The sequence below is a fragment of the Komagataeibacter medellinensis NBRC 3288 genome (genome assembly GCF_000182745.2).
GTDB classification, from domain to species: Bacteria; Pseudomonadota; Alphaproteobacteria; order Acetobacterales; family Acetobacteraceae; genus Komagataeibacter; species Komagataeibacter medellinensis.
In genome coordinates, this window is record NC_016027.1 from 2968612 (window position 1) to 2993683 (window position 25072).

General features: G+C 63.9%; 19 protein-coding genes. 15 read left to right on the forward strand and 4 right to left on the reverse strand.

Going from position 1 to position 25072, the window contains the following annotated elements:
• Positions 1–65 precede the first annotated feature (65 nt).
• The 4 genes from GLX_RS13805 to GLX_RS13820 are packed head-to-tail and all read left to right on the forward strand — an operon-like array spanning position 66 to position 4258.
• A complete protein-coding gene (locus GLX_RS13805; RefSeq protein ID WP_014106579.1) occupies positions 66–2033 on the forward strand; it encodes a polysaccharide biosynthesis protein in 1968 nt (655 codons plus the stop codon).
• The gene (locus tag GLX_RS13810) at positions 2030–3169 is read left to right on the forward strand and encodes a DegT/DnrJ/EryC1/StrS family aminotransferase (RefSeq protein ID WP_014106580.1); all 1140 of its coding nucleotides are present in this window, start codon (positions 2030–2032) and stop codon (positions 3167–3169) included. The genes GLX_RS13805 and GLX_RS13810 overlap by 4 nt, the downstream gene beginning before the upstream one ends.
• 16 nt (positions 3170–3185) lie before the next feature.
• Positions 3186–3677, forward strand: coding sequence for a hypothetical protein (locus GLX_RS13815; protein WP_014106581.1), 492 nt, complete (start codon positions 3186–3188; stop codon positions 3675–3677).
• Complete coding sequence (locus GLX_RS13820; RefSeq protein ID WP_014106582.1) at positions 3674–4258, forward strand: HAD family hydrolase; 585 nt, start codon at positions 3674–3676, stop codon at positions 4256–4258. The genes GLX_RS13815 and GLX_RS13820 overlap by 4 nt, the downstream gene beginning before the upstream one ends.
• A 120-nt stretch (positions 4259–4378) precedes the next feature.
• On the opposite strand, the gene GLX_RS13825 is transcribed toward GLX_RS13820, so the two are convergent.
• Positions 4379–5500 carry an AI-2E family transporter gene (locus tag GLX_RS13825; protein ID WP_014106583.1) on the reverse strand — a complete coding sequence of 374 codons (1122 nt, stop codon included), beginning with the start codon at positions 5498–5500 and terminating at the stop codon, positions 4379–4381.
• A 198-nt stretch (positions 5501–5698) separates the two neighbouring features.
• Between GLX_RS13825 and GLX_RS13830 the strand changes: the two genes are divergently transcribed.
• Positions 5699–6907 carry an MFS transporter gene (locus GLX_RS13830; protein ID WP_231850348.1) on the forward strand — a complete coding sequence of 403 codons (1209 nt, stop codon included), beginning with the start codon at positions 5699–5701 and terminating at the stop codon, positions 6905–6907.
• A 69-nt stretch (positions 6908–6976) separates the two neighbouring features.
• On the opposite strand, the gene GLX_RS13835 is transcribed toward GLX_RS13830, so the two are convergent.
• A complete protein-coding gene (locus GLX_RS13835) occupies positions 6977–8863 on the reverse strand; it encodes an ABC-F family ATP-binding cassette domain-containing protein (protein WP_014106585.1) in 1887 nt (628 codons plus the stop codon).
• 160 nt (positions 8864–9023) lie between these two features.
• Here GLX_RS13835 and ndk point away from each other — a divergent pair, with 160 nt between their 5' ends.
• On the forward strand, positions 9024–9446 hold the full coding sequence (gene ndk, locus GLX_RS13840) for a nucleoside-diphosphate kinase (RefSeq protein ID WP_014106586.1): 423 nt from the start codon (positions 9024–9026) through the stop codon (positions 9444–9446).
• A 201-nt stretch (positions 9447–9647) separates the two neighbouring features.
• On the opposite strand, the gene purN is transcribed toward ndk, so the two are convergent.
• Both purN and purM read right to left on the reverse strand, forming a co-directional pair.
• The gene (purN, locus tag GLX_RS13845; RefSeq protein ID WP_014106587.1) at positions 9648–10271 is read right to left on the reverse strand and encodes a phosphoribosylglycinamide formyltransferase; all 624 of its coding nucleotides are present in this window, start codon (positions 10269–10271) and stop codon (positions 9648–9650) included.
• An 8-nt stretch (positions 10272–10279) separates the two neighbouring features.
• Positions 10280–11377 (reverse strand): phosphoribosylformylglycinamidine cyclo-ligase, encoded by a 1098-nt coding sequence (gene purM, locus GLX_RS13850; RefSeq protein ID WP_014106588.1) that lies wholly within the window; start codon positions 11375–11377, stop codon positions 10280–10282.
• Positions 11378–11435: 58 nt separating this feature from the next.
• Here purM and GLX_RS13855 point away from each other — a divergent pair, with 58 nt between their 5' ends.
• The 9 genes from GLX_RS13855 to GLX_RS13895 all read left to right on the forward strand — a co-directional run bounded on the left by GLX_RS13855 (position 11436) and on the right by GLX_RS13895 (position 25047).
• A complete protein-coding gene (locus GLX_RS13855) occupies positions 11436–12272 on the forward strand; it encodes an HdaA/DnaA family protein (protein ID WP_014106589.1) in 837 nt (278 codons plus the stop codon).
• A 193-nt stretch (positions 12273–12465) separates the two neighbouring features.
• Positions 12466–14646, forward strand: coding sequence for an RNA degradosome polyphosphate kinase (locus GLX_RS13860; RefSeq protein WP_193360692.1), 2181 nt, complete (start codon positions 12466–12468; stop codon positions 14644–14646).
• Between the two features lie 48 nt (positions 14647–14694).
• A complete protein-coding gene (locus GLX_RS13865; protein ID WP_014106591.1) occupies positions 14695–16191 on the forward strand; it encodes a Ppx/GppA family phosphatase in 1497 nt (498 codons plus the stop codon).
• Positions 16191–17555: an amidohydrolase family protein gene (locus GLX_RS13870; protein ID WP_014106592.1), complete on the forward strand. Its 1365-nt coding sequence runs from the start codon at positions 16191–16193 to the stop codon at positions 17553–17555. Before GLX_RS13865 ends, GLX_RS13870 begins: the two co-directional genes overlap by 1 nt.
• Positions 17556–17723: 168 nt before the next feature.
• Positions 17724–19241 (forward strand): xanthine dehydrogenase small subunit, encoded by a 1518-nt coding sequence (xdhA, locus tag GLX_RS13875; protein WP_041247453.1) that lies wholly within the window; start codon positions 17724–17726, stop codon positions 19239–19241.
• Positions 19234–21603, forward strand: coding sequence for a xanthine dehydrogenase molybdopterin binding subunit (gene xdhB / locus GLX_RS13880; protein WP_050856176.1), 2370 nt, complete (start codon positions 19234–19236; stop codon positions 21601–21603). The genes xdhA and xdhB overlap by 8 nt, the downstream gene beginning before the upstream one ends.
• Before the next feature lie 3 nt (positions 21604–21606).
• A complete protein-coding gene (gene xdhC / locus GLX_RS13885; protein WP_014106595.1) occupies positions 21607–22440 on the forward strand; it encodes a xanthine dehydrogenase accessory protein XdhC in 834 nt (277 codons plus the stop codon).
• Positions 22441–22457: 17 nt separating this feature from the next.
• Positions 22458–23414, forward strand: coding sequence for a LysR family transcriptional regulator (locus GLX_RS13890; RefSeq protein WP_014106596.1), 957 nt, complete (start codon positions 22458–22460; stop codon positions 23412–23414).
• A gap of 175 nt (positions 23415–23589) precedes the next feature.
• Positions 23590–25047 carry an NAD(P)-binding domain-containing protein gene (locus tag GLX_RS13895; protein ID WP_041247454.1) on the forward strand — a complete coding sequence of 486 codons (1458 nt, stop codon included), beginning with the start codon at positions 23590–23592 and terminating at the stop codon, positions 25045–25047.
• The last annotated feature ends 25 nt before the right edge of the window (positions 25048–25072 follow it).

Genomic DNA, 25072 nt, shown 5'->3' on the forward strand with positions numbered 1-25072 from the left:
AAGCGCCGTGCCGTACATGATCTTTCCTTCTTGCCCAGTGCCTGCTCGGCTATAGGGAGAGAGTAATGGTGACGCAATCCTCCGGCAGCCGTTCTCTTGCCACATGTCTGCGCCTGATGCGGACCATAGCGCTCAACTGCACCCTTGATGTGATCATGGGGGCTCTGGCGGCCATGGGGGCGGTTGGCCTGTGCGGGTACATACCCGCCGCGTGGCCGCTATGGCGGGTAGCGGTGCTGGGTATGGCGTGCATTGCGGCGGGGGGGATGCCGCTGCGCATTTTCGTGCAGCACTGGCGTTTTGCCGGGCGGTCCGATTTCTGGCAGCTGGGCTGCGCGTGCATGCTGGCCGCCGTGCTGGCCATGGCGGTACTGGTGGTAGCGGGCGGTCCGGTGCGGTCCGTCCTGCCGTGGTGCGCGGGTTATGGCATGATGGCCTTCGTATGCATGGCGGCCATGCGGGCAGCCTACCAGCACTGGCGGCAGGCCGGTTCCCGACCGGGTCGGGCAGCCTGTCCCGTGATCGTGCTGGGAAGTGGAGCGGATACCACGCGCTTCCTCAAGCTCATGCCCGCCATGGCGGAGCGTGTCGTGGGCATGGTGGTGGAAAGTCCGCAGCGCAGACCGGGGCGACGGGTGCGCGGCGTGCCGGTTTTGGGACTGGTGGCGGACCTGCCGCGTATTGTTCCCGCTGTGGCGCGGGGGGGCGATGTTGTTGTGGTGGTGACGGATGGGAGCTTTCGGGGGGAACGGCTCTCTGCCGTGCTGCGCATGGTGCATGATACCGGTGCGCGCGTGCGCTGCATGCCCGACCTGTCGTGTATTGCGGCGACACATGCAGGCCCCCTGCATCCGGTCAGACTGGAGGACCTGCTCAACCGCCCGGCGCTTCAGCCCGATGCGCAGGGCCTGGCGGACCTGCTGGGGGGCAGGCGTATACTGATTACCGGGGCGGGCGGCACGATTGGCAGCGAACTGACCCGCCAGATTGCCCGCTACAACCCGGCCATGCTGGTGCTGCTGGATGTGGGGGAGTTCGCGCTATGGCAGGTGGACAGGGACCTGGGGGACCAGGCGCCGGACATAAAGCGCCACATGGTGCTGGCCGATATACGTGATCCCGCGCGTATGGAGCGGGTTTTTGCCCGCTTCAGGCCGGAACTGGTCTTTCATGCAGCCGCCCTAAAACACGTACCAATGGTCGAGGAAAACCCGTGCGAGGGCCTGCTGACCAATGTAACCGGCACCCGCATCGTGGCTGATATTGCGGCCCGGCATGGGGTACGGGCCATGGTGCTGGTCTCGACGGACAAGGCGGTCAATCCCGCTTCGGTCATGGGCGTGTCCAAGCGGGTGGCGGAAATGTACTGTCAGGCTCTGGACGTGCAGGCCCGTCACCTGCCGGGCGGGGATGGCATGCGCTGCGTAAGCGTGCGGTTTGGCAATGTCATGGGTTCGACCGGTTCGGTCATTCCGCTGTTTCGCCATCAGCTTGAGCGTGGTGGCCCCCTTACAGTGACCGACCCGCGCATGGAACGGTATTTCATGACCGTGTCCGAGGCAGTGGGCCTTGTCCTACAGGCCACTGCCTGTGCCGTGGGGGCGCAGGGAACAGGTCTTGCCGCCCTGCTGCGCCAGGGGGGTATATTCGTACTGGATATGGGTATGCCGGTGCGGATCGTGGACCTGGCACGCCAGATGATCGTGCTGGCGGGGCTGCGACCGGGGCGTGATGTGGCCATTCGCTTTACCGGCCTGCGGCCGGGCGAGAAGCTGACGGAAGAGCTGTTTTACAAGAAGGAAATCCTGCAACCCACCGGCTGTCCCGGCTTGCGGATGGCAACGCCGCGTACGGTGGACCTTGCGCAGGTCGCCAATATCATGGATGCACTTACAGTGGCATGCCGGGATGGTGATGGCGCGCGTGCGCTGGAACTGGTCCGGAGGCTGGTACCCGAATTTGCCCATAACCTGCATGGCATGGACATGCCCGGCCCGGCGGGGCAGATCGATGTGGAAAGGAATGCATCATGAATGCTCCGGTGGAAACACCCATAGGTTTTCTGGACCTGCCCCAGCAGCAGAGCCTGATTGCCAACGAAATCAGGCAGCGCGTCGATGCGGTCATGCAGCATTGCCGCTTTGTCATGGGGCCGGAAGTGGCCGAACTTGAAGGGCGGCTGGCCACTTATAGTGGTGCCGGGCAGTGTGTGGGCGTATCATCGGGTACGGACGCCATACAGATCGTGTTGATGGCTGAGGGAATTGGTGCGGGTGATGCCGTGTTCCTGCCCGCCTTCACCTATACTGCCACGGCGGAGGTGCCGCTGGTGCTGGGTGCGACACCGGTTTTCGTGGATGTGGACCCCGCGACCTTCCAGATCGACCCCGCCAGCCTGCGTACCCGCATTGCCGATGTGCGCAAGGCGGGCAAGCTGCGCCCGCGCGCGGTAATCGGGGTGGACCTGTTCGGCCAGCCTGCGCCGTGGGCGGAATTGCGCGCCATTGCCGCAGAGGAGAAGCTGTTCCTCATGGCCGATTGCGCGCAGGCCTTTGGTGCCACGCTCGATGGGCGCAAGCTGGGGCGTGAGGCTGTGGCCACCACGCTATCTTTCTTTCCCTCCAAGCCGCTGGGCGCCTATGGCGATGCGGGCGGTATCCTGACTGATGATCCCGAGCGCGCCGAACTCTATCGCTCGCTGCGCACGCATGGCGAAGGCAAGACCCGCTACGAAGTGCTGCGTACGGGGATGAATGCGCGGCTGGATACGATCCAGGCCGCCATCCTGCTGGCCAAGCTTGGTGTGTTCGACATCGAACTTGAGCGTCGGCGCGAAATTGCCGCAGCCTACGACAGGGGCCTTGCGGGCCATGTCATACCGCCCGCCCGCGTGCCGCACAGCAACGGGTCGTGGTCCGTCTATTCTGTGCTGACTGAGGGTGAGGCCGCGCGCACGGCGCTGCAGGAGCGGCTCAAGGGGCATGATATCGCTTCGGCCATCTACTATCCGCGTCCGCTCCATCTTCAGCCCGCCTACCGTGCCAGCCATGACGGGGCACCCCTGCCTGTGGCTGAGGACCTGTCACGTCGCATCATGGCGCTGCCGCTGCACCCGGAACTGTCGGACAATGACGTGGGTCGGGTCATTGCGGCCGTGCGTAAAGCCTGAGGGAGACCATACACCAATGAGACGCGAGACAGCACTGCTGATCGGGTTCCTGTTCATTACAATCGGTACGGCGGCGGGGCTGTGGTACATGGCCATGCCCAATTTCCGCCCGATGAGCTTTCCCACCATGGCAAGCGGCACCATTTCCATCGGTCCGATGCGCGCGGAGCGCGCGCTGACGCAGGCCCAGGTCCAGGCGCTCAATAACTGGATGAAGGATCACACCAAGGGCTGGGGTCCACTGGGCCAGACCCCGCCTTCCAGCGGGGATGCCGTGCTGGAAATGCAGGTGGCTCCCCCAACAGGCCAGCAGCCCGCAGGGGCGCAGTCGGCTCCCTATCGCATTACGCTGTGGACCGGTATCAGTGCCGCCGACTGGAACAACACCGTGTTCGTGGAGGAAAAGCCGGGTGCCGTCATCCGTTTCCACCACTACAAGGACAAGGACTTCAACGTGCTGCGTGACCTGGTCAACCAGTATGACTATCCCCGGTCCGCTTTTCCATGAGCCTTGTGCCACAAAATACGGCGGGGCTGATCTTTGACTGTGACGGCACGCTGGTCGACAGCCTGCCCATGTACCGCGAGGGCTGGATCACAGCCCTTGAGGACAGCCTGCGCCAGAACGTGCCGCTGGAATGGTTCCATGGCCATGGCGGCATGTCGGAGCATATGGTGCTCGACATCATAGAGGAAAAGCTGGGCCGTGGCGTAGATCGGGAAGGGATCATAAACCAGGCACGAACCGGCATGCTCCAGCAGTTGCATGTACTACGTGAGATCACGGTGGTGGCGGACATTGCCCGCCAGTACCATGGCCGCCTGCCCATGGCGGTGGCGTCCAACGGGTCGCGGCAGATCGTTTCTGCCTGCCTGCGCCATCTTGGGCTGGAGCGGTTGTTTGATGCCATCATCACCATAGATGATGTGCAGAATCCCAAGCCCGCGCCCGACATGTTCCTGATGGCGGCGGGTCGGCTGACCCTTGAGCCCCATGCCTGCCTGGTGTTCGAGGACAGTCGTGAAGGCATGATGGCCGCCACCCGTGCGGGCATGAAGCATATCGATGTGAATACGCTACTGGGCTGAGAGAAAAGCCTTGGGAACGTAAAGAAATTTTTGGTGAAGCTTTTTTCAAAAAGCTTTAAAGAACGCCGCCTTTTTGAAAATAAGGCGGCGCCCAAAAGCTTTCATTCCCTATCAGTTTTCTTACACCCGCTCATCTTCGTTCAGTTCAGGGGTCGCGCGGTCTGCCATGGCCAGCAGGGCTGCGGTCAGCGGCGAGGCCAGGATCAGTCCCGGAATGCCAAGGATGGTGCCGAAGATCGTCTGTGACAGGATGGTCAGTCCCGGCGGCATCTGCACGGCGTGGCGCTGGATCAGGGGCGCCATGACATTGCCTTCAAAGAACTGGATGGCGGCGTAAAGCCCCATTACCATGAATCCCTCCCGCGTGCCCTGCGACAATGCGATCAGCACAGCGGGCACGGCGCCCACGAAGGCACCGATATAGGGGATAAAGTTGGCAAGTCCGGCCACCACCCCCAACGCCAGCGCCAGCGGCACGCCAATGCACCACAGTCCGATAAAGGACAGCAGGCCCACCACCGTCATGTCCAGCGCCTGTCCCGCCGTCCAGGCCCACAGGGTGCGCCCTGCTGTAAGCAGCAGTTCGCGCGCTGTCATGCGGTAGGGATGTGGGATCATGCGCAGCATGCCGTTGACGTAAAGCTCGGGCGAAATGGCGAAATACAGCCCTGCGATCAGGATGACCGCTAGCGTGCCCGCAGCACCGAAGGCGGAAGAGACAAAGCCGGTCATGGATCCCGCCAGCGAACCGAACCCGCTTGTGCCCGATGCGGCTTCGTTACCACCCAGCGTTGTGGGCAGGTTGTCCAGGATCATGCGGCCGGTGGTGGAATGGCCCATGCTGTCGCGCAGGCTGTGGGCCTGTTCGCTCAGGGCGGTGCGCAGCTTGACCGCCTGTTCCGATATTTCGGGGCCGCTGCTCCAGATCAGGCCGGTCAGGGCCGCGATCAGCACCACCACCACGGTGCTCAGTGCCAGCCAGTAGGGCATGCGCGTGCGGTGTTCTACAATACCAGCAAGGTTATGCAGGATAACCGCCACAAGGGTTGCGGCAAAAATGACCATCAGCACGTCACCCACCACCCAGATCAACATGACCACGATGGTAATGATCAGGGTAAGCCGCAGCAGGGTATAGATGCGGGCAAGCTGGATGGCGCGAGGATCCTCGGCGTGGTCTTTTTGCCGTGTGTGTCCGGGCTCCGGTGCGGGGGGAGGGACTTCGGGGGAAGGGAATGTCATCTAAATGTCCATATAGTGGGCATGAAACAGGTTGTGTTGCGCGTGAATGCTGGCGCAGATGGAACCATGATAACGTATGGCACGGTGCGGAGGTCGCATCGTGCCGGAAGATGCCGCCCCATTACGCAATGGCAGGGCCGGGACCGCACTGGCCTGCAAGCCGTAAGCCAATCTTTCCTGCCGCGAAAGGGCGGAGATGTGAGCAACTTCGACATGCCTCCCGTATCCGCATACAGCCGCCCGATGGTGGGCCGCGCCGAATGGGCGCTGGCCGTGGCCACCTTTGTCATTGGCACCGGTGAATTCGCGCTCATGGCCGTGTTGCCGGACATGGCGCGCACGCTTGGCGTATCGGTGCCGGTGGCGGGGCACGTCATAAGCGCCTACGCACTGGGCGTGGTGGTGGGGGCGCCACTCATTACCGTTTTCGCGGCCGGCCTGTCGCGGCGCAGGCTGCTGCTGGTGCTGCAAGTGCTGTTCATTATGGGGAATGCGGCCTCAGTACTCGCACCGGGATACCGGTCACTGGTTTACGCCCGGTTTATGACCGGTCTGCCGCACGGGGCCTTTTATGGCGTGGCTGCTCTGGTCATGGCCGCCATGACGGACCCCGCGCGCCGGGGGCGGGCCGTGGCCGGTGTGTTCGTGGGGCTTACGGTGGCGCATGTGGTCGGTGTGCCGCTGACGACATGGGGTGGGCAGGTGCTGGGCTGGCGCATGATGTATGGCGTGATCACGCTCATGGGCGTGCTCGCCCTTGGCCTGCTGGCGCGCAGCGTGCCGGAGGTTGCGGCCGTTCCCGCCAGTTCCCCCCTGCGCGAACTGGGGGTGCTGCGGCGCGGGCAGGTCTGGTTCACGCTGGCAACAGGCGCAATCGGCTTTGGCGGCATGTTCTGTATCGGCACCTACATGACCGGGGTGCTGCTTACGGTCACGCATGTTCCCGCTGTGGTGGTGCCGCTGGCGCAGTCGTTATGGGGGGTGGGTATGGTGGTGGGCAACATTGCGGGCAGTCGGCTTGTTGACGTGAGCCCCGTTCGGGCGATTGTGGTGATCCTGTTGGGCAGCACGCTCATGGCCTGTCTGTTTGCGCTGTGCGCGGGCAACATGGTGGCGATCCTGCTGGTGATCAGCCTGATGGGGGGCATTATCGGGCTGCTGCCCGCGTTGCAGGCTCGGCTTATGGATGTGGCGGCGGATGCGCAGGTGCTGGCCGCCGCCCTGAACCATTCCGCCGTCAATATCGCCAATGCCTTCGGGGCGTGGCTGGGTGGGGCGGTGATTGCGGCGGGTTACAACATGCAGTTCGTCGGGTGGGCGGCAGCCTGCCTGTCGGCCATGGGGCTTGCGGTATTTGGCCTGGGCATATTGGTCCAGCGCTTCGGGTTGCGGCGCATGCCGGCCTGACAGAAAACGTAAAGAAGTTTTTGGTGAAGCTTTTTCAAAAAAGGCGGCCCCCAGAACTTTTAGCGTTTTTTACTCCATGCTGGTAGATTCCAGTTCCGTCTCCGCTTCCAGCCAGTCTTCCTCCGCCCGGTCATGTTCACGCGCAATGGCGGCAAGGCGGGTATTGAGTGCTGTCACGTCCTCGGCGTTGCCGCTTTCATACAGCTTCGGGTCCGCTAGGCGGACTTCCAGTTTCGTGCGTTCGGCCACCAGTTTGGCCATAAGCTGCTCGGCGTCACGGATGCGCTTGCGCAGGGGGGCGGTGGCCTTGCGGGCTTCGGCACGTTCGCGGCGGTCGTCGCGTTTGGGGGCGGTAGCCGGGCGCGCGGGATCGTTGTTGGATACCGCGCGGGCACGTTCGGTCAGCCATGTGCGGTATTCCGCCATATCGCCATCAAACGGGCGTACCGTGCCATCGCCCACCAGCCACAGCCGGTCGGCCACCAGTTCTACCAGATGCGGGTCATGGCTGATCAGCAGTACGGCCCCTTCAAATTCCGCCAGTGCACGGATCAGCGCATCACGCGCGTCAAGATCAAGGTGGTTGGTCGGTTCATCAAGGATTAGCAGGTGCGGCGCATCGCGCGTGGCCAATGCCAGCAGAAGGCGTGCCTTCTCGCCACCCGAAAGGTCGCGGGTGGGCGTTTCCGCGCGTTCCGCATCCAGCCCGAAACGGGCCAGTTGTGCCCGCACGGCAGGCGGCGTGGCACCGGGCAGGGCGCGGGCCATGTGGTCCACCGGGGTCTCATCGGGGCGCAGTTCCTCGGCCTGGTGCTGGGCAAAATAGCCGACCTTCAGCTTCGGGCTGTGCTGGATCGTGCCGGACTGGGGCTCCAGTCGCCCCGCCACCAGTTTGGCGAAGGTGGATTTGCCGTTGCCATTGGCACCCAGTAGGGCGATCCGGTCTTCCATGTCGATGCGTAGTGACAGGTTGGACAGGATGGTGTGGTTCCCATAACCGGCGGAAACCCGATCCATCACCAGCATGGGTGGCGGCAACGGCGAAGGTTCGGGGAAGGAGAAGTGGCTTGGTGTATCTTCCACCACGCTGTCGATCTGCGGCAGTTTTTCCAGCGCCTTGATTCGGGCCTGCGCCTGCTTCGCCTTGGTGGCCTTGGCGCGGAAGCGGTCCACGAAGGACTGCATGTGCGCGCGCTTGGTATTGATGCGTTCGGCCATGCGGGCCTGCTGCAGCGCCTGTTCGGTGCGGATGCGCACGAACTCCTCATACCCGCCTGGCGTCAGTGTCAGCTTGCCGTGGTCCAGATGGGCGATGGCATCCACCGCGCGGTCCAGCAAGCCCCGGTCGTGACTGACGATCAGGGCCGCGCCCGAAAACCGCGCCAGCCAGTTTTCCAGCCAGATCGTGGCCTCAAGGTCGAGGTGGTTGGTCGGCTCATCGAGCAAAAGCAGGTCGGGGTTCAGGAACAGTGCCGTGGCAAGGGCCACGCGCATGCGCCACCCGCCCGAAAAGTCCGAGACCGGGCGGGTCTGTGCCTGCGCATCGAACCCCAGGCCGGACAGGATGGCGGCGGCCCGTGCCGGTGCGCTGTGGGCGTTGATCGCCAGCAGGCGTTCATGGATATCGGCAATGCGGGCGGGATCGGTCGTGGTTTCGGATTCGCGCAGCAGGTCTGTCCGTTCCGTATCGCCCGCCAGCACCGTATCAAGCAGCGAGCCAAGACCCGTGGGCGCTTCCTGTCTGATCCGCGCCATGCGTGCGCGTGCTGATATGTGGATCGTGCCGCCATCGGGGGCGATATCCCCCGCGATTGCGGCCAGAAGCGTTGATTTTCCCGCCCCGTTGCGGCCGACAAGGCCGATCTTGCGGCCCGGATCAATGCTCAGGCTGGCACCATCAAGCAGGGTACGTCCGGCAATGCGCAGGGTCAGGTCGGATATGACGAGCAGGCTCACGGGCGGAAAACTCCGGCAATAGGGGGGACATGGCTGGTTTCGTGCGGGTTGTACCTACCAGTCTGCGGCGATATGCTCTAGATGGCGCTTGTAAGGTGATGTCGGCTTATGTCCAATGCCGCCTCGTATATTTCAGAACCCGTTTGAAAGGAGCTGTCCCATGGCAGTTGAACGTACCCTCTCGATCATCAAGCCCGATGCGACCCGCCGTAACCTGACCGGCAAGATCAATGCCGTGTTCGAAGGCAATGGCCTGCGTATCGTTGCCCAGAAGCGCATCCAGCTGACCAAGGCGACCGCTGGCGCGTTCTATGAAGTGCATAAGGAGCGTCCGTTCTACAACGACCTCGTGTCCTTCATGATCTCCGGCCCGGTCGTGGTGCAGGTGCTTGAAGGTGAAGGCGCCGTGCTGAAGAATCGCGAAGTGATGGGCGCGACCGACCCCAAGAAGGCCGAAGCCCACACCATTCGTGCGCAGTTTGCCGAAAGCATCGAAGCAAACTCCGTCCACGGTTCCGACAGCCTTGAGAACGCGAAGAACGAAATTTCCTTCTTCTTCGCCGGCACCGAGATCCTGCCCTGATCCTTATGGGTCATGGTGGCGGGGCGTTTGTCCCCGCCAATGGAAAAGCCGGCCTTCGGGCCGGCTTTTTTCATGTTCGGGGTCCGTCTGTAAAAAGCCGACAAGAAGTTTTTGGCTAAAGCTTTTTGCAAAAACCTTAGAAAGGTGCCCCCTTTTAAAAAAGGCGGCACCCAAAAACTTCTGTTCTTATTTATTCAGTCATCATACCGACAGCAGGCAGTCTGCCGCAGTGGCGGCCGGTGCCGCGTCGGGCACCAGTACGCGCTTCAGGGCGGCGGGATACAGGCGGTGTTCCTGCCGTAACACGCGCGCGCCCAGCATATCGGGCGTGTCACCGGCCAGAACGGGCACCGCTGCTTGCCCGATGATGGGGCCTTCATCCATGCCTTCGGTTACCCAGTGGACGGTGCAGCCATGAATGCGTGCTCTGCTTTCCAGCGCGCGCTCATGTGTGTGCAGGCCGGGGAAGGCAGGCAGCAGGCTGGGATGGATGTTGAGCATCCTGCCCGCCCATGCAGTCGTCAGGAACGGGGTGAGTAGGCGCATGTAGCCTGCAAGGCAGACATAGCCCACGCCTGCCGCGCGCAGTGCCGCATCAAGGGCCTGCTCATGGGCCACGCGGTCCTTTTTATAGGGACGGTGGTCGATGGCCTGTGCGTTCAGGCCCGCAGCCCGCGCAACTTCCAGCCCTGGTGCATCGGGGTTGTTGCTAAGCACGAGGGCAATGCGGGCCGGGTAATCGGGGCGGGCGCACGATTCGATCAGCGCGCGCATATTGCTGCCGCGCCCGCTGATCAGGATGGCGATGGGTGTCTTGTCGGTCACGGGCTGGCTCAGTCGCGCAGTTCGGGCAGTTCGTCAAACGCCAGCGTGGCCGGACTGTCAGCGCTTTCGCCCGCAATAATCGTTCCGATCACGAAGGCCTGCTGCCCGCGTTCAGCCAGATGGGCGAGGGCAGCATTACTGTCACGCACCACCAGCACCATGCCCACGCCGCAGTTGAACACACGCAGCATTTCCTCGGTCGTGACATTGCCGGTGCTGGCCAGCCAGCTGAACACGGGGGGGATGGGCCAGCTTGTGCCATCCACCATGGCGCGCACGCCTTTTGGCAGCACGCGCGGCAGATTGCCCGGCAGGCCGCCACCCGTAATGTGGGCCGCCCCCACCAGCAGGCCGGCACGGTGCAGGTCCAGAACGGGATGGACATACAGCGTGGTGGGCGTCATCAGCGCTTCACCCAACGTCTGGCCATCGGCAAACGGACAGGGCGCGTCCCATGCCAGTCCGCTCCGTTCGACAATGTTGCGCACCAGCGAGAAGCCGTTGGAATGCACGCCAGCCGAGGGCAGGCCGATCAGTGTATCGCCGGGCTGGATGGTGCCGGGCAGCAGCGCCGTGCGCTCGGCAGCCCCCACCGAGAAACCGGCAAGGTCGTAATGACCGGGTGCATACATGCCCGGCATTTCCGCCGTCTCACCACCTACCAGCGCGCAGCCCGAATCGGCGCAGCCCTTTGCAATGCCACGCACCACCTTGGCCGCATCCTCGATCGCAAGCCTGCCGGTGGCGAAATAGTCCAGGAAGAACAGCGGTGTCGCACCCTGTACCACAAGGTCGTTTACGCACATGGCGACAAGGTCGATGCCTACCGTCTCGTGCAGCCCGCTTTCGATGGCGATCATGAGCTTGGTGCCCACCCCATCGGTGCAGGAGACCAGGATGGGGTCGGAAAAACCGGCGGCCTTCAGGTCGAACAGCGCGCCAAAACCGCCCAGCCCCCCCATGGTGCCGGGGCGGTCGGTAGCCTTGGCTGCGGGTTTGATCACTTCGACAAGTGCATCACCGGCGGCAATGTCCACCCCGGCATCGCGGTAGGTGGCGGGCGTGGTATTGGCGGAGGCAGCGGGCGGGCGGGGGGCAGACGTCATGCGGCAGGCCTTTTTTCGTAATCAAACTATCACTTTCCCGGACTCCCGCGGGCAGGCTATGAAAACCGCCATATGGAACCGGGGCCAAACGGGCTTCCGGCACTCTTTACGTCATGGTGAGGCTACGCACAAAGCAGTGGATGGGCGCACGAAGCTGAAAACGGATGAAAATGCGGTTGCCGACGCGATCGGGCAGCTGGTGTTGCCGTTTACCCACACGCCACGTTTCGCGGCTGATGACTTTGTTTTTTCCCCATCCAACGCCGCCGCCCGCAGCTGGCTGCTCGGCCCTACACCATGGCCCGAGCGCAGGCTGGCGTTATGGGGCCCCGCAGGTACCGGCAAGACCCATATGCTCGATATCTGGGTTCGCATGCATGAGGCCCTGCTGCTGCACGGTGCAAGCCTGTCGCATGCCCATGTGGCCGGGCTGTTTGCGGCCCCCGTGCCCGTCATGGCTATTGCGCTGGACGGGGCCGACCAGTGTGGTGATGAGCGCGCACTGCTGCACCTGATCAATACGGCGCGCGAGCACGGCATGGCCCTGCTGCTGGGCGCGCGCACGCCACCTGCGCGCTGGCCGGTGGGCCTGCCCGACCTGGCCAGCAGGTTGCGCGCGACCATGGCCGTGGCCATGGGCCAGCCGGGGGATGGATTGCTGCGCGTGCTGCTGCTGCGCCTGCTGGCGGAGCGGCAGATCGTGGTGGCCCAGCCGGTGGTGGAATGGTTGCTGCGCCGCCTGCCGCGTACCGCGCGCGCCATGCAGGCGGCCGTCAGGCGGCTGGACCATGCGGCACTGGCCACGGGCCGCCCCGTAACCCGCGCACTTGCGGCCCATGTGCTGTCCGACATGCTGGCCGGGAGCGAATCCCACGCCTTCGTGCCTGATCCTTGAGGACTTTGCGGGCGTTCGGTCTCTGGCCAAGGCACGGATGGCTGTTTAGGGTCGATTGCAACAATACAGAACGCCACCGCTGAACGGGAGCCAGAAACCATTGACCAGACCACCACGCAAGACCCCGTCCCGGCCCGCATCGGCCCCGCGTGCCCGTACGCGCAGCCGCAAGGCCGCCAGCACGGGGCGGCAGATGGTGGTGCATGAACCGGTCGAACCGCTACCCGATGCCACATCGCCCCAGCGCTTCATCAACCGTGAACTGTCATGGCTGGACTTCAACCAGCGTGTGGTTGATGAGGCCGACAACCCCCGCAACCCCCTGCTGGAGCGGGTGCGTTTCCTCTCGATCAGTGCCAGCAACCTTGATGAGTTCTACTCCGTGCGCGTGGCCGGACTGGTGGGGCAGGTGCGCGAGGGGCTGGTCAAGACCTCGCCTGATGGCCTGACCCCCCAGCAGCAGCTTGCCGCCGTGCGCGAGCGTACCGGCCGCCTTCTGTACGAACAGCAGCGCATCTGGCGCGACCTGCAGCGCGAACTGGAGGGAGCGGGCATTGTGGTGTGCGATGAGGTCTCATTCACCGCAGAGGAACAGGCCTGGCTGGATACCTGCTTCATGGAGCGGGTCTTTCCCGTCCTGACTCCGCTGGCCATAGACCCCGCCCACCCGCTGCCCTTCATCCCCAACATGGGCATTGCCCAGGCGCTGCGGCTGCTCAATGCCGAAACCGGGCAGTTCGTGATGGAGGCGTTGATCCTGCTGCCCGCGCGCATCGAGCGCTTCATCCGGCTGCCGACAAGCCTGTCACCGCCCGGCGTAACGCGCTTTATCCTGCTCGAGCGCCTGATCGTCATGTGCATTGACCGTCTGTTCCCTGGTCTTGTGGCGGGGGACTGGGGGGTCATGCGCATCGTGCGCGATACGGATGTTGAGTTCGAGGACGAGGCCGAGGACCTGGTCCGCTCGTATGAAAGTGCGCTCAAGCGCCGCAGGCGCGGCGTGGTGATCCATCTCGATATCGAATCCCGCATGCCCGAGGACCTGGCCTGCTCCATGGCCGAAGGGCTTGCCCCCCCGCCCGATGAGGTATTCGTCCAGTCCGGGCTGATCGGCGTGGGCGATCTGAAGCAGTTGATCGTCGATGACCGGCCGGACCTGCTGTTCCCGCCCTATACCCCGCGCTTTCCCGAGCGGATTATCGATTGCGGGGGGGACTGCTTTGCCGCCATCCGCGCACGCGACATGATCGTGCACCACCCGTTCGAGAGTTTTGACGTGGTGGTGCAGTTCCTGCGGCAGGCGGCCCTTGACCCCGCCGTGGTGGCAATCAAGCAGACGCTGTACCGTACATCGCGTGACAGCCCGATCGTGAAGGCACTGATCGAGGCGGCGGAGGCAGGCAAGGCTGTGACCGCCATGGTGGAACTGCGCGCGCGCTTTGACGAGGAGGCGAACATCCGCCTTTCCCGCGCGCTGGAAGCCGCCGGCGTGCAGGTGGTCTTCGGTTTTTCAGACCTCAAGACCCATGCCAAGCTCAGTCTTGTGGTAAGGCGTGAGGGGAGCACACTGCGTTCTTACGCCCATTTTGGTACGGGTAACTACCACCCCATCACGGCGCGGATCTATACCGACCTGTCGTATTTCACCTGCAATCCTGAACTGGTGCGCGACTCGGCACGGCTATTCAATTACATGACCGGCTATGCCGTGCCGACGAAGATGGAAGCGATCGCGTTTTCCCCTGTGACAATTCGCCGCACGCTGGAAGATCTGATCGCAGGTGAGATCGCGCACGCGCAGGCGGGCAGGCCAGCCTATATCTGGCTCAAGATGAACTCGCTGGTTGATCCCGACCTGATCGACCGGCTGTACGCCGCGTCGTGCGCCGGGGTGCGCATTGTGGCGGTGGTGCGGGGCATCTGCTGCCTGCGGCCCGGTGTTCCGGGACTTTCAGAGAATATCAAGATCAAGTCGATCGTCGGCCGTTTCCTGGAACATGCCCGTATCTATGCCTTTGGCGACGGGCACCGCCTGCCGTCGCGGCATGCGAAGCTCTACATTTCATCGGCCGACTGGATGCAGCGCAACATGGACTGGCGGGTGGAAAGCATGGTGCCCATGCTGGACCCGCAGATCCATGCCCGCGTGCTGGACCAGATCATGGCGATTGACCTGAAGGACAACCTGCAGTCATGGGTTCTGCAGCGTAATGGCGTGTGGCGCAGGCTGGAGCCGGGCCGCAGGCCGTTTTCGTCGCACGAGTATTTTATGGAGCATCCGGGCCAGGCAGGGCGTGGCAAGGGGGCGGGGGATACGCCCATCCGGGTCAGTGCTTCCCAGCCATGGCATACGGAACAGAATATTGAGGACTGAGGGTTACGGTATGGGGAATGCGCGCATGGTGGGGCAGGCAGGCAGCATATGGGGCCGGATGTGACGGATAATGGCGGCTTCCACCGTTCGGCGGTCATAGATCTTGGGTCGAATTCCGTCCGTCTTGTGGTGTTTGACGGGATTTCGCGCAACCCGGCCCCCATCTTCAACGAAAAGGTGGTCCTGCGCTTGGGAAGGGGGCTGAACGCCACGGGGCGGCTGAACGAGGAAGCCGTGCCGCTGGCCATGGAGGTCATGGCCCGTTTCAACGCCATTGCGCGCGGGATGGAAGCCAGCCCCTTCGAGGTTCTGGCCACCGCCGCCGTGCGTGATGCCACCAACGGGCCGGAATTCGTGGCGGGCCTGCGCGAGCGCCTGCCGGGCGTACCGATCCGCATCCTGAGCGGGGAGGAGGAGGCCGATTACTCCGCCACCGGCGTGCTATGCGGCATACCGGACGCCAATGGCCTTGTGGCCGATATTGGCGGCGGTTCGCTGGAACTGATCCGGCTGGAAAACGGGCGCAAGCGCAATGCCTGTACGCTGCCGCTGGGGGTGATCCGGCTTAATGACCGGGCCGAAGGCGACCTGTCCCGTGCCCGCGCGCTGGTTGATGAGGACCTTGCGCGTGTTGACTGGCTCGATGAAGTGCAGGGGCAGGACATCTACCTGGTGGGCGGCGCCTTTCGCGCGCTGGCGCGCCTGCAGATCGCGCGCACGGGTTATCCGCTCAATATCGTCCATCTGTACAGCCTGCCGCCCGAAACCGCGCGCGAGATGGCGGAGTGGATCATGGGGGCGAACAAACGCTCGCTTGAACGCCTGCCCGGTGTGCCGCGCAAGCGGCTGGAGGATGCGCCCTATGCTGCAACCGTACTGCGGCGGCTCATGCGGCGCACGCAGTCACGCGGGGTCGTGTTCTGTGTCGATGGCCTGCGCGAGGGGTGGTACATGCGCAATGTCGCCGCCTCCGTCGTGGCCAATGACCCGCAGGATGCCGTGGCGCATGAAATGTGTCGCATGCTTGGCCGCAGCATGAACCTGCCCGAGCGGCTGGCGGACTGGACCGCACCGCTCTTTCCCGATGAAGGGGAAGAAGACCGGCGTTTACGCCGTGTGGCCTGTGGGCTGTCGGATGTGGGCGCGCATGATCACCCCGAATACCGTGCGGAACAGACATACCTGCGTATCCTGCGGCTGCAGGGCGTGGGCTTTACCCATCCGGCGCGGGCTTTCCTGTCGCTTACGCTGGCGGTGCGTTATGGGGCGGACCTGTCCATGGAGTATCTCGAACCCTCGCGGCTGCTGCTGGACCAGGCGGGCTTCAGCCGGGCCGTGGCGCTGGGGCAGGCCCTGCGGCTGGCCTATAGCGTAAGCGGCGGGACCGAGGCCCTGCTTGATGGCACGCGGGTAGAGCGTGAGGGCGGGGTTTTATCGCTGCATTTTGCACCGGGGCGGGACGTGGTGCAGGGCGAGAGCGTGCGCCGCAGGCTTGAACGGCTGGGGGCGGCGCTGGGGTTGCCTGTCAAGATCCGCGACCACTGATGGGCGCGCGGCACGGGAGCGTACGTGACCTGCTGCTGGTGCGTGGCGGCACGGTGGTAACGGGGCAGGCATCGCTAAGGGTCGATGTGTTGTGCGGCGGGGTGGGGGAGATCCTGGCCACCGGGCCGGATCTGGAAAGACCGACCGGCTGTACGGTGGTTGAGGCCGGGGGGCTGCTGGTTATGCCCGGTGGCGTTGACCCCCATACTGCCATCGGTGCGGATGAAGCCGGTTTTGAGCGCACGAATGAGGCCCTTGCCGGTGGCACCACCACCATACTGGACACCCTGCACCCCTATGGCGGCACGCTGGACGGGGCATGGCGCGCATGGAGGCAGGCGGCAGGGCGTTCACGGGTGGATGTGGGGGTGCACATGGCGCTGCCCGCCGCCACCCCCGCCATAGTGCACGACATGGAAGGGCTGGTGACGCAGCGCGGCGTCAACACCTTCCACCTGTCCATGGCGGAGGGGTTGTCCGACCGTGCCATCCTGCAACTGGCTGGTCATGCTATCGGATATGGCGCGCTGTGCCGGATTGAGGCGCAGAACGCGCAGGCCATCGCCTGCCTGCGCGAAGAACTGGCGCAGGTGGGTATTACCGGCAGCGAGGCCAGCCTGCTTGGCGCGCCGCCGCCGGTCGAGGTCGAGGCTGTGGGCCGTGCGCTTATGCTGGCCGGGCTGAAGGGGGGGGCGGTGCATGTCGGCCCGGTCTCTACATCCGGGGCTGTAGCCAGCCTTGCCACTGCCCGCCTGAACGGCCAGCGCGTGGAGGGGCATGTGCTGGCCCCGCATCTGGTGGTGGATGAAGCCGTCCATGATCCTGATGGCGCACAGACTGCCTGCATGACGCTGCCGCCGTTTCGTGATGGCACGCATCGCCGGGCATTGTGGGGGGCGTTGGCTTCGGGTGCCGTTGGCATGGTGGCCAGTGGTTTCCGTCCCATGGGGCAGCCGGGCAACGGGTTGCCCGCAGGTCTGGCGGAGCGCATGCGCGTGGTCTGGCGCCATGGCGTGCAGGCGGGCCTGCTGGGGGCGGAGGAATTTGTGGCTGTCACCACGCAGGCCGCCGCCCGCGCCTTCAACATCTACCCGCGCAAGGGTGCCATCATGATCGGTGCGGATGCCGACCTGGTGCTGTGGGACCCTGACGCACAGGAAACCTGCCCCCACGGCCCCGATACCCTCTATGGCGGCATTGCGCTGGGCGGCCGCGCGGTTCACGTGATCCGTGGCGGGGTAACGGTATGGAAAGACAACCGTCTTTATGATGATGGTGGCTTTGGGGCATATTTGCCGTGCCCGGCCTTCAGCCCCGGCCTGTCGACGCGCCTGCGCCACGCGGCACGTCTGTCGCTGCGTTAGGGGCGCTGCGCCAGGGGGCTGTCGGCGCGCTCATTCTGCGATGGGGTCATTGCCTTTTTTGGTGAGGTGACAAAACCCGGCCTGTCTCCATATTATGATGCATGTGTAAAATGAATGGCTGTTCCGGCTGTCTGCCTTGAGGGGGGTGGGGCGGTCCTGTGGCCTACTATGTTTAAGGGAACAGAATTGACGGGGATCAGACACGCCGTTCGTTTCTATGTCGGGAACGAATGCCATACGCTGGCGGATATTCCGCCTACCCGCACGCTGCTGGACTGGCTACGTGAGGAGAAGGGCCGTACCGGCACCAAGGAAGGCTGTAACGAAGGCGATTGCGGTGCCTGCACCGTGCTGGTGGTGCGACTGGAAGGGGACCGCCTGGTCTGGCGCGCGGTCAATGCATGCATTCAGTTCGTGTGCATGCTTGATGGCGCGCAGGTGCTGACCATCGAGGATATCCGCGCCCCCGATGGTACACTTCATCCGGTGCAGCAGGCCATGGTGGACCATCATGGATCGCAATGCGGCTTCTGCACGCCGGGTTTCGTCATGTCCATGGTCGCAGGCCGCAAGGCGGCGGGGCTGGCGCAGGATGAGCGTGGCATTGATGACATGCTGGCGGGCAACCTGTGCCGCTGCACGGGTTATGCGCCCATCGTACGCGCCATGCGCCATGCCATGGAAGCCGGCCCCGACCATTTTGATGCCATGGCGCAGGATATGGCGGACCGCCTGATGGGCTTGCGTGACGGGGCCACTGTAGAGGTCAGCGGACCCGCGGGTAGCCTGAGCATTCCCGCGGGCGTGGACGGACTGGCGGCGACCATGCAGGCGCATCCCGATGCCCGCATCGTGGCGGGGGCGACGGATGTGGGGCTGTGGGTAACCAAGGGTCTACGTGTGTTGCCGCATGTCGTCTCCATTGGTCAGATCCCGGAACTGCGGCGCATCGAACGCGGGCCGGATGGGCTGTATGTCGGCGCTGCCGTGACATGGCAGGAAGCCCGTTCGGCGCTGGCCGCCGTGTTGCCCCAGCCCAATGGGGAAGTGTTCCGCCGCATCGGTTCAGTGCAGGTGCGTAATGCGGGCACGGTGTGCGGCAACATTGCCAACGGCTCGCCCATTGGTGACGGGCCGCCGGTGCTGATCGCAGCCAATGCCCGGCTGCATCTGCGGTGTGGCGACGTGCGGCGCAGCATGGCGCTGGAGGATTTCTTCATCGATTACGGCAGGCAGGACCGCGCGCCGGGCGAGTTTGTGGAAGGAGTGACCATTCCCGTGCCGGGACCGGATACGGTCATCCGGGCATGGAAGGTGTCCAAGCGGTTCGATCAGGATATTTCGGCCATTCTGGGGGCATTCTCGCTCACGCTGGCGGCTGATGGCAGCATTGCTGATATCCGCATCGCCTTTGGCGGCATGGCGGCTACCCCACGCCGCGCCAACCGGGTGGAAGCGGCTATGCGGGGCCAGATGTGGAATGAAACCACGCTGGAGGCTGCGCGTAACGCAATGGCAGAGGATTTCAGCCCCATTACCGACATGCGGGCAAGTGACTGGTACCGCCGCACGGTTGCCGCCAACCTGCTCACACGCCTGTATGCCGATTGCGGGCCGGAGGCGGCACGCGCGCCGATCAGCGTGCAGGCCACCTACGCGGGCCACGGAGAACATGCCCATGGCTGATGCAAACATGCCTGCCACCACTGCAATCCCCGCAGTCGTGGATACGATCGTGCCCGGCGGGGCCTCGTGCAGTCTGCGACATGAAAGTGCCGTTATGCATGTGCAGGGGAGTGCCAGCTATATTGATGACCTGCCCGAACCCCGTGGCACGCTACACCTTGTGCCCGGCCTGAGCACGCGCGCGCATGCCCGCGTGCTGTTTATGGACCTGGCTGCCGTGCGGCAGGCCGAAGGGGTGGTGGGGGTTTATACGGCTGCCGATATTCCCGGTGACAACCAGATCAGCCCGGTGGGCAAGGGGGACGAGCCGCTACTGGCGACCGATCTGGTCGAATTTTATGGCCAGCCGCTGTTTGTCGTGGCCGCCACCACGCGCGGGGCCGCACGCCGGGCAGTGCTGCTGGCGAAGGTGGAATATGAAGACCTGCCCGCCATCGTGAACGTGGCGCAGGCCCGCGCGGCAGGCAGCCCGCTGGTCTGGCGGCCCATGGAAATGAAGCGTGGTGATGCACAGGCTGGTCTTGCCCACGCACCACGCCGCCTGTCGGGCCGCATGACCGTGGGCGGGCAGGAACATTTCTATCTTGAAGGCCAGATTGCGCTGGCTCATCCCGGTGAGGAAGGGGAGATGCATGTCATCTCCTCCACCCAGCACCCGACCGAGACCCAGCATATGATCGCCCATGTGCTGGACCGGCCCGCCAACCTCATCACCACCGAGGTGCGGCGCATGGGCGGCGGCTTTGGTGGCAAGGAAACGCAGGCCAATGCCTGCGCCTGCCTTGCTGCCCTTGTCGCCGACCGCACGGGGCGCGCGGCCAAGATGCGCCTTGACCGTGATGATGACATGACCATGACCGGCAAGCGGCATGACTTCGTGATTGATTACGATGTCGGCTTTACCGATGAGGGCCGGATCATTGCAGTGGACATGGTGCTGGCCGCGCGCTGTGGCTGGTCGGCTGACCTGTCCGGTCCGGTGATCGACCGTGCGCTGTTCCACGCCGATAACGCCTATTTCTATCCCGATGTGCGGCTGCGTTCGGAACCGCTGCGTACCAATACCCAGTCCAATACTGCTTATCGCGGTTTTGGCGGCCCGCAGGGCATTGTAGCTGCCGAACGCGTGATCGAGGAAGTGGCGTTTGCAACCGGCCTCGACCCGCTGGAAGTCAGGCTGCGCAACGTGTACGGCACGCATGACCGTAACGTAACCCCCTACAACATGGTGGTGGAGGACTCGATCACCCACGACCTGCTGCCGCAACTGGCCCATCGCTGCCAGTACGCACAGCGGCGCGACGCCACGCGGGTATTCAATGCAGGCAGTCGTTACCTGCGGCGCGGCATTGCCATAACGCCGGTCAAGTTCGGCATCTCGTTCACCGCCACCCATTACAACCAGGCCGGTGCGCTGGTGCATGTCTATACCGATGGTTCGGTGCAGGTGAACCACGGCGGCACCGAAATGGGGCAGGGCCTGCATACCAAGATGGTGCAGGTGGTCATGCGCGAACTGGGGCTGGGCACCGACCGCGTGCGCATTACCGCCACCACCACGGGCAAGGTGCCCAATACCTCGGCCACCGCCGCCTCCAGCGGGGCGGACCTCAATGGCATGGCTGTGCTGGACGCGGTGCGCCGCATCAAGCGCAGGCTGGTGGAATTCGCGGCCGGTCACTGGAATGTGGGGGAGGATGAAGTCCGCTTCATGCCCGATGGCGTGCATGTGGGCCATAAGGTGGTCGCGTTCTCCCACCTGACGCGGCAGGCCTATTTTGCGCGTGTGTCCATGTCCGCCAACGGGTTTTACAAGACTCCCAAAATCTCATGGAATGGCGATACGGGACAGGGGCGTCCGTTCTATTATTTTGCCTATGGCGCGGCGTGTTCGGAAGTGGTGGTGGACCTGCTGACGGGCGAGATGAAGATCGAGCGTGTCGATATCCTGCATGATGCGGGCGAGTCGTTGAACCCGGTGCTCGATATCGGCCAGATCGAGGGCGGGTTCGTGCAGGGGGCGGGCTGGCTGACATGTGAGGAACTGGTGTGGGACAGTGCCGGCCGCCTGCGCACCCACGCCCCCAGTACCTACAAGATCCCTGCCTGCTCTGACCGTCCACGCATATTCAATGTGAACCTGCTGGAAAACGCACCGAACCGCGAGCACACCATCTTTCGCTCCAAGGCGGTGGGAGAGCCGCCTTTCGTTCACGGGGTCTCGGTGCTGCAGGCCATATCGGATGCGCTGGCCAGCCTTGATGGCTACCGCACCTGCCCCCGGCTGGACGCACCAGCCACGCCGGAGATGATCCTGCGCACGGTGGAACGTATGCGCCACGGCCCGCCACCTGCCGCCTGAACCATGGACATGCAGATGCGGGCGGATCTGGTGCGCTGGCGGCTGGAAGGGCAGGCCGTGGCACGGATCAGCGTATCCGGCGCGCGTGGTTCCACCCCGCGTGAGGCCGGGACGTTCATGCTGCTGACGCAGGCCCAGCAGTCGGGCACGATTGGCGGCGGAGATCTGGAATGGAACGCGATCCACCACGCCCGCGCCCTGCTGCGCGGCGGCGGCGCGCGCGTGGAGCAGCGCATCAGCCTTGGTGGTAATTCGGGCCAGTGCTGCGGGGGGGAAGTCGTGCTTGTGCTTGATGTGCCTTGTGCTGATGAACTGGACCGGATACTGGCCCGGCTTGAAGACATGCGCCGCCACCAGCCGCTGCTTTTGCTGTTTGGTGCGGGGCATGTCGGCCGCGCGCTGGCCCATGTGCTGGCCCCCCTGCCGCTGCGGCTGGCATGGTCTGATTCACGCCCGCATGAATTCGGTGCCGTTATTCCCCATGGCGTTATGGTGTATGATGATGGAGACTGGGAGCAGCTGGTAGCCAGTGCACCACCCAACTCCGGCGCACTGGTGCTGACCCAGAGCCATGCGCTCGATAGCCTGATCGTGGCGTCCATTCTTGAACGGGGCGATTTCCGTTATGTCGGGCTGATCGGCTCGGCCACCAAACGCCGGCGGTTCGAGGCTGGATTTCGCCACATCGGCCTGTCGGAGGCGCGTATCGCCACCATGGTCTGCCCGATAGGCGACCAGGGCGTGCGCGACAAGCGTCCCGCCGTGATCGCGGCACTGGTGGCGGCGGAAATTGTGACCCGTTTCCTGCACCCGGTGCAGGCGGAAGGCACTGGATAAGGAGATGACACACGCTCATGAATGATCCGCTTTCCCGCACCCCGCGCATGATGCGCCTGCATGCGCGTGGCATTTCGTATTTCAATGCCGTGCGGGAATGCCGCTCCATCCGCGAGGCGGCGCGCAGGCTCAATGTCACGCCCTCCGCCCTGACCCGGCAGCTTGCACAGATGGAGGCCGAGATCGGTGCCCCCCTGTTCGACCGCCTGCCCGAGGGCATGGTGCTGACGGAGGTGGGCACCATCATGGCCCGTCATATCGTGACCGTAATGCAGGATGCCGCCCGGACGGAGGAGCAGATCAACGCCCTGTCCGGTCGCCATGACGGGCGGCTGCGCATCATGGCGGTGGAGGGGATCGCGGGGCAGTTGATGCCTGCCCTGCTGGAGCGGATACTGAGTGCCTTTCCCACTGTTGAACTGCATGTGGAGGTAGGCGCGCCCAAGACCATCGTCTCCGCCCTGCAGGATGGGCGGGTGGATCTGGGCATTGCTTTTTCGCTTGCACTCTATCCCGAACTGCGGCGGGTGGCGGTGGCGCATTTTCCCGTCGGTGCGATCGTGCGGCCCGACCATCCACTTGCAGGTCTGCGCACGGTCACGGTGGAGGAATGCATGTCCTACCGCCTGATCCTGCCCACGCGCACGCTCTCGCTCTACCGGGTGATGGAACCGATGCTGCGCCCGTGGCAGGACCGGCTGAAGGTGGTGCTGCATACCGGGTCGATCGAACTGACCAACCGCATGGTGCAGGCGGGGGCAGGGCTTGCCTTCCAGTCCCCGCTGGCGCTGGAGGTCCGGCCCGGGCAGGAACGTCTGTGCCATGTCCCCCTGCGTGATACCCGTGCGGTAACCGACCTCGGCGCTTATGTGCGTGAATCCCGCTGGCTGCCGCCATTGCTTGAAACCGTGATCGAGGAACTGCGCCAGGAATTGCGCCGCGTACAGGGGGTAGGGGACGAGAAGGTGGTCTGACTTCGTGTTTCATTTTTGGCAACACAACAGTCAGATCATTATACTGGACGAAACACCCGGTCGTTTGATTAGATTTACCCAACATGGTGCGGTTGGGGACAATACCGCTATGGCGTCGGGGGACGCCATGCGGGCTGCATCAGCAAACACTGGAAAAAAAGACGGGGACCCGCAGATGGATACCAACACGCAGTCCGATACCGGGGCGCAGGGCGGGCTTGCAGCATTGGATGCGGCGGTGCGCCGTGATCTGGACATCATCCGCTATCCGCGCAAGGAATGGGTTCCCGCCATGGAGCGTGATGGCCAGCGCGTGCTCGATGTTGCCATTATCGGCGCGGGGCAGGGCGGGCTTGCCACCGCCTTTGCCCTCAAGCGTAACAATATTACCAATGTGCGGATCTTTGACCGTGCATCCAGGGGTGGTGAAGGTCCGTGGGTGACATTCGCGCGCATGATCACGCTGCGCACGCCCAAATACGTGACCGGCCCCGATCTGGGTGTGCCCTCGCTCACGCCGCGTTCGTGGTACGAAGCGCAGTATGGTGCCCCCGCATGGGAAAAGCTGGACAAGATCCCGCGCGGGCAATGGCAGGCCTATCTGGACTGGTATCGCGATATCCTCGACCTGCCGGTTGCCAATGATCATGATTTTCAGGGCGTGACATGGGAGGGTGGCCTGCTGCGCCTGACCTTTGCCCGCCCCGATGGCACGACGCATGTGCATTATGCCCGCAAGCTGGTGCTGGCTACGGGTATTGAAGGTTGTGGGGCGTGGAATGTGCCCGATTTCATCCGTGAAAGCCTCCCGCGTGCGCGTTATGCCCATACATCGGAAGCCATTGATTTTGCGGCGCTGAAGGGCAGGCGCATCGGTGTGCTGGGGGCCGGGGCATCCGCCTTCGATAACGCCGCCACCGCCCTGGAAGAAGGGGTGGGCAGTGTTACGCTGTGCCTGCGGCGCAAGGAAATCCCGTCCATCAACCCGTATCGCTGGATGGAGAATACCGGCTTCCTCGCCTATTATCCCGCTTTGTCCGATGACCTGCGCTGGGGCTTCATGCGCCGGATATTCGAACTGAACCAGCCACCGCCCCAGGATACGTTCTGGCGCTGCCGCAAGCACGCCAGCTTCTCCTACCGTACCGGCTGCCCGTGGACGGCGGTGCGGATGGAGGGTGACGAGATTGTGGTGGAGTCGCCCACCGGCGAAATGCGCTTTGACTTTGTGATTGTTGGCACCGGCTTTACAACCGACCTTGCACGCCGGGCGGAAACAAGGTCGTTCGCGGCCTCGGTCGCGCTGTGGGGAGATCATTATACCGCACCCGCAGGCTCTGAAAGTGCGGTGTTGGAAAGCTATCCCTATCTTGGCGCCAATTACCAGTTCCTGCCGCGCAGCAAGGATGATCCGCTGGCGCCGATGCTGGCAAACATTCACAATTTTACCTTCTCGGCCACACCCAGCATGGGACTTTCGGGGGCGTCGATCAGTGGCATGCGCTTTGGCGTGGAGCGTCTGGCCCACGGGCTGGGGCGTGACCTGTATGTAGCCGATGGCCAGAAGCACCTGGAAAGTTTGCTGGCCTATAACGTGCCGGAACTGGTCAGTCTCGACCCACCTGTTGCATGATGCATCCCGGATAGATTTATCCATT

Coding starts and splice junctions, on each gene's coding strand:
- GLX_RS13805 (WP_014106579.1), top strand. CDS start 66: ATGGTGACGCAATCCTCCGGCAGCCGTTCTCTTGCCACATGTCTGCGC.
- GLX_RS13810 (WP_014106580.1), top strand. CDS start 2,030: ATGAATGCTCCGGTGGAAACACCCATAGGTTTTCTGGACCTGCCCCAG.
- GLX_RS13815 (WP_014106581.1), top strand. CDS start 3,186: ATGAGACGCGAGACAGCACTGCTGATCGGGTTCCTGTTCATTACAATC.
- GLX_RS13820 (WP_014106582.1), top strand. CDS start 3,674: ATGAGCCTTGTGCCACAAAATACGGCGGGGCTGATCTTTGACTGTGAC.
- GLX_RS13825 (WP_014106583.1), bottom strand. CDS start 5,500: ATGACATTCCCTTCCCCCGAAGTCCCTCCCCCCGCACCGGAGCCCGGA.
- ndk (WP_014106586.1), top strand. CDS start 9,024: ATGGCAGTTGAACGTACCCTCTCGATCATCAAGCCCGATGCGACCCGC.
- purM (WP_014106588.1), bottom strand. CDS start 11,377: ATGACGTCTGCCCCCCGCCCGCCCGCTGCCTCCGCCAATACCACGCCC.
- GLX_RS13855 (WP_014106589.1), top strand. CDS start 11,436: ATGAAAACCGCCATATGGAACCGGGGCCAAACGGGCTTCCGGCACTCT.
- GLX_RS13860 (WP_193360692.1), top strand. CDS start 12,466: ATGGTGGTGCATGAACCGGTCGAACCGCTACCCGATGCCACATCGCCC.
- GLX_RS13865 (WP_014106591.1), top strand. CDS start 14,695: ATGGGGCCGGATGTGACGGATAATGGCGGCTTCCACCGTTCGGCGGTC.
- GLX_RS13870 (WP_014106592.1), top strand. CDS start 16,191: ATGGGCGCGCGGCACGGGAGCGTACGTGACCTGCTGCTGGTGCGTGGC.
- xdhA (WP_041247453.1), top strand. CDS start 17,724: ATGTTTAAGGGAACAGAATTGACGGGGATCAGACACGCCGTTCGTTTC.
- xdhB (WP_050856176.1), top strand. CDS start 19,234: ATGGCTGATGCAAACATGCCTGCCACCACTGCAATCCCCGCAGTCGTG.
- xdhC (WP_014106595.1), top strand. CDS start 21,607: ATGGACATGCAGATGCGGGCGGATCTGGTGCGCTGGCGGCTGGAAGGG.
- GLX_RS13890 (WP_014106596.1), top strand. CDS start 22,458: ATGAATGATCCGCTTTCCCGCACCCCGCGCATGATGCGCCTGCATGCG.
- GLX_RS13895 (WP_041247454.1), top strand. CDS start 23,590: ATGGATACCAACACGCAGTCCGATACCGGGGCGCAGGGCGGGCTTGCA.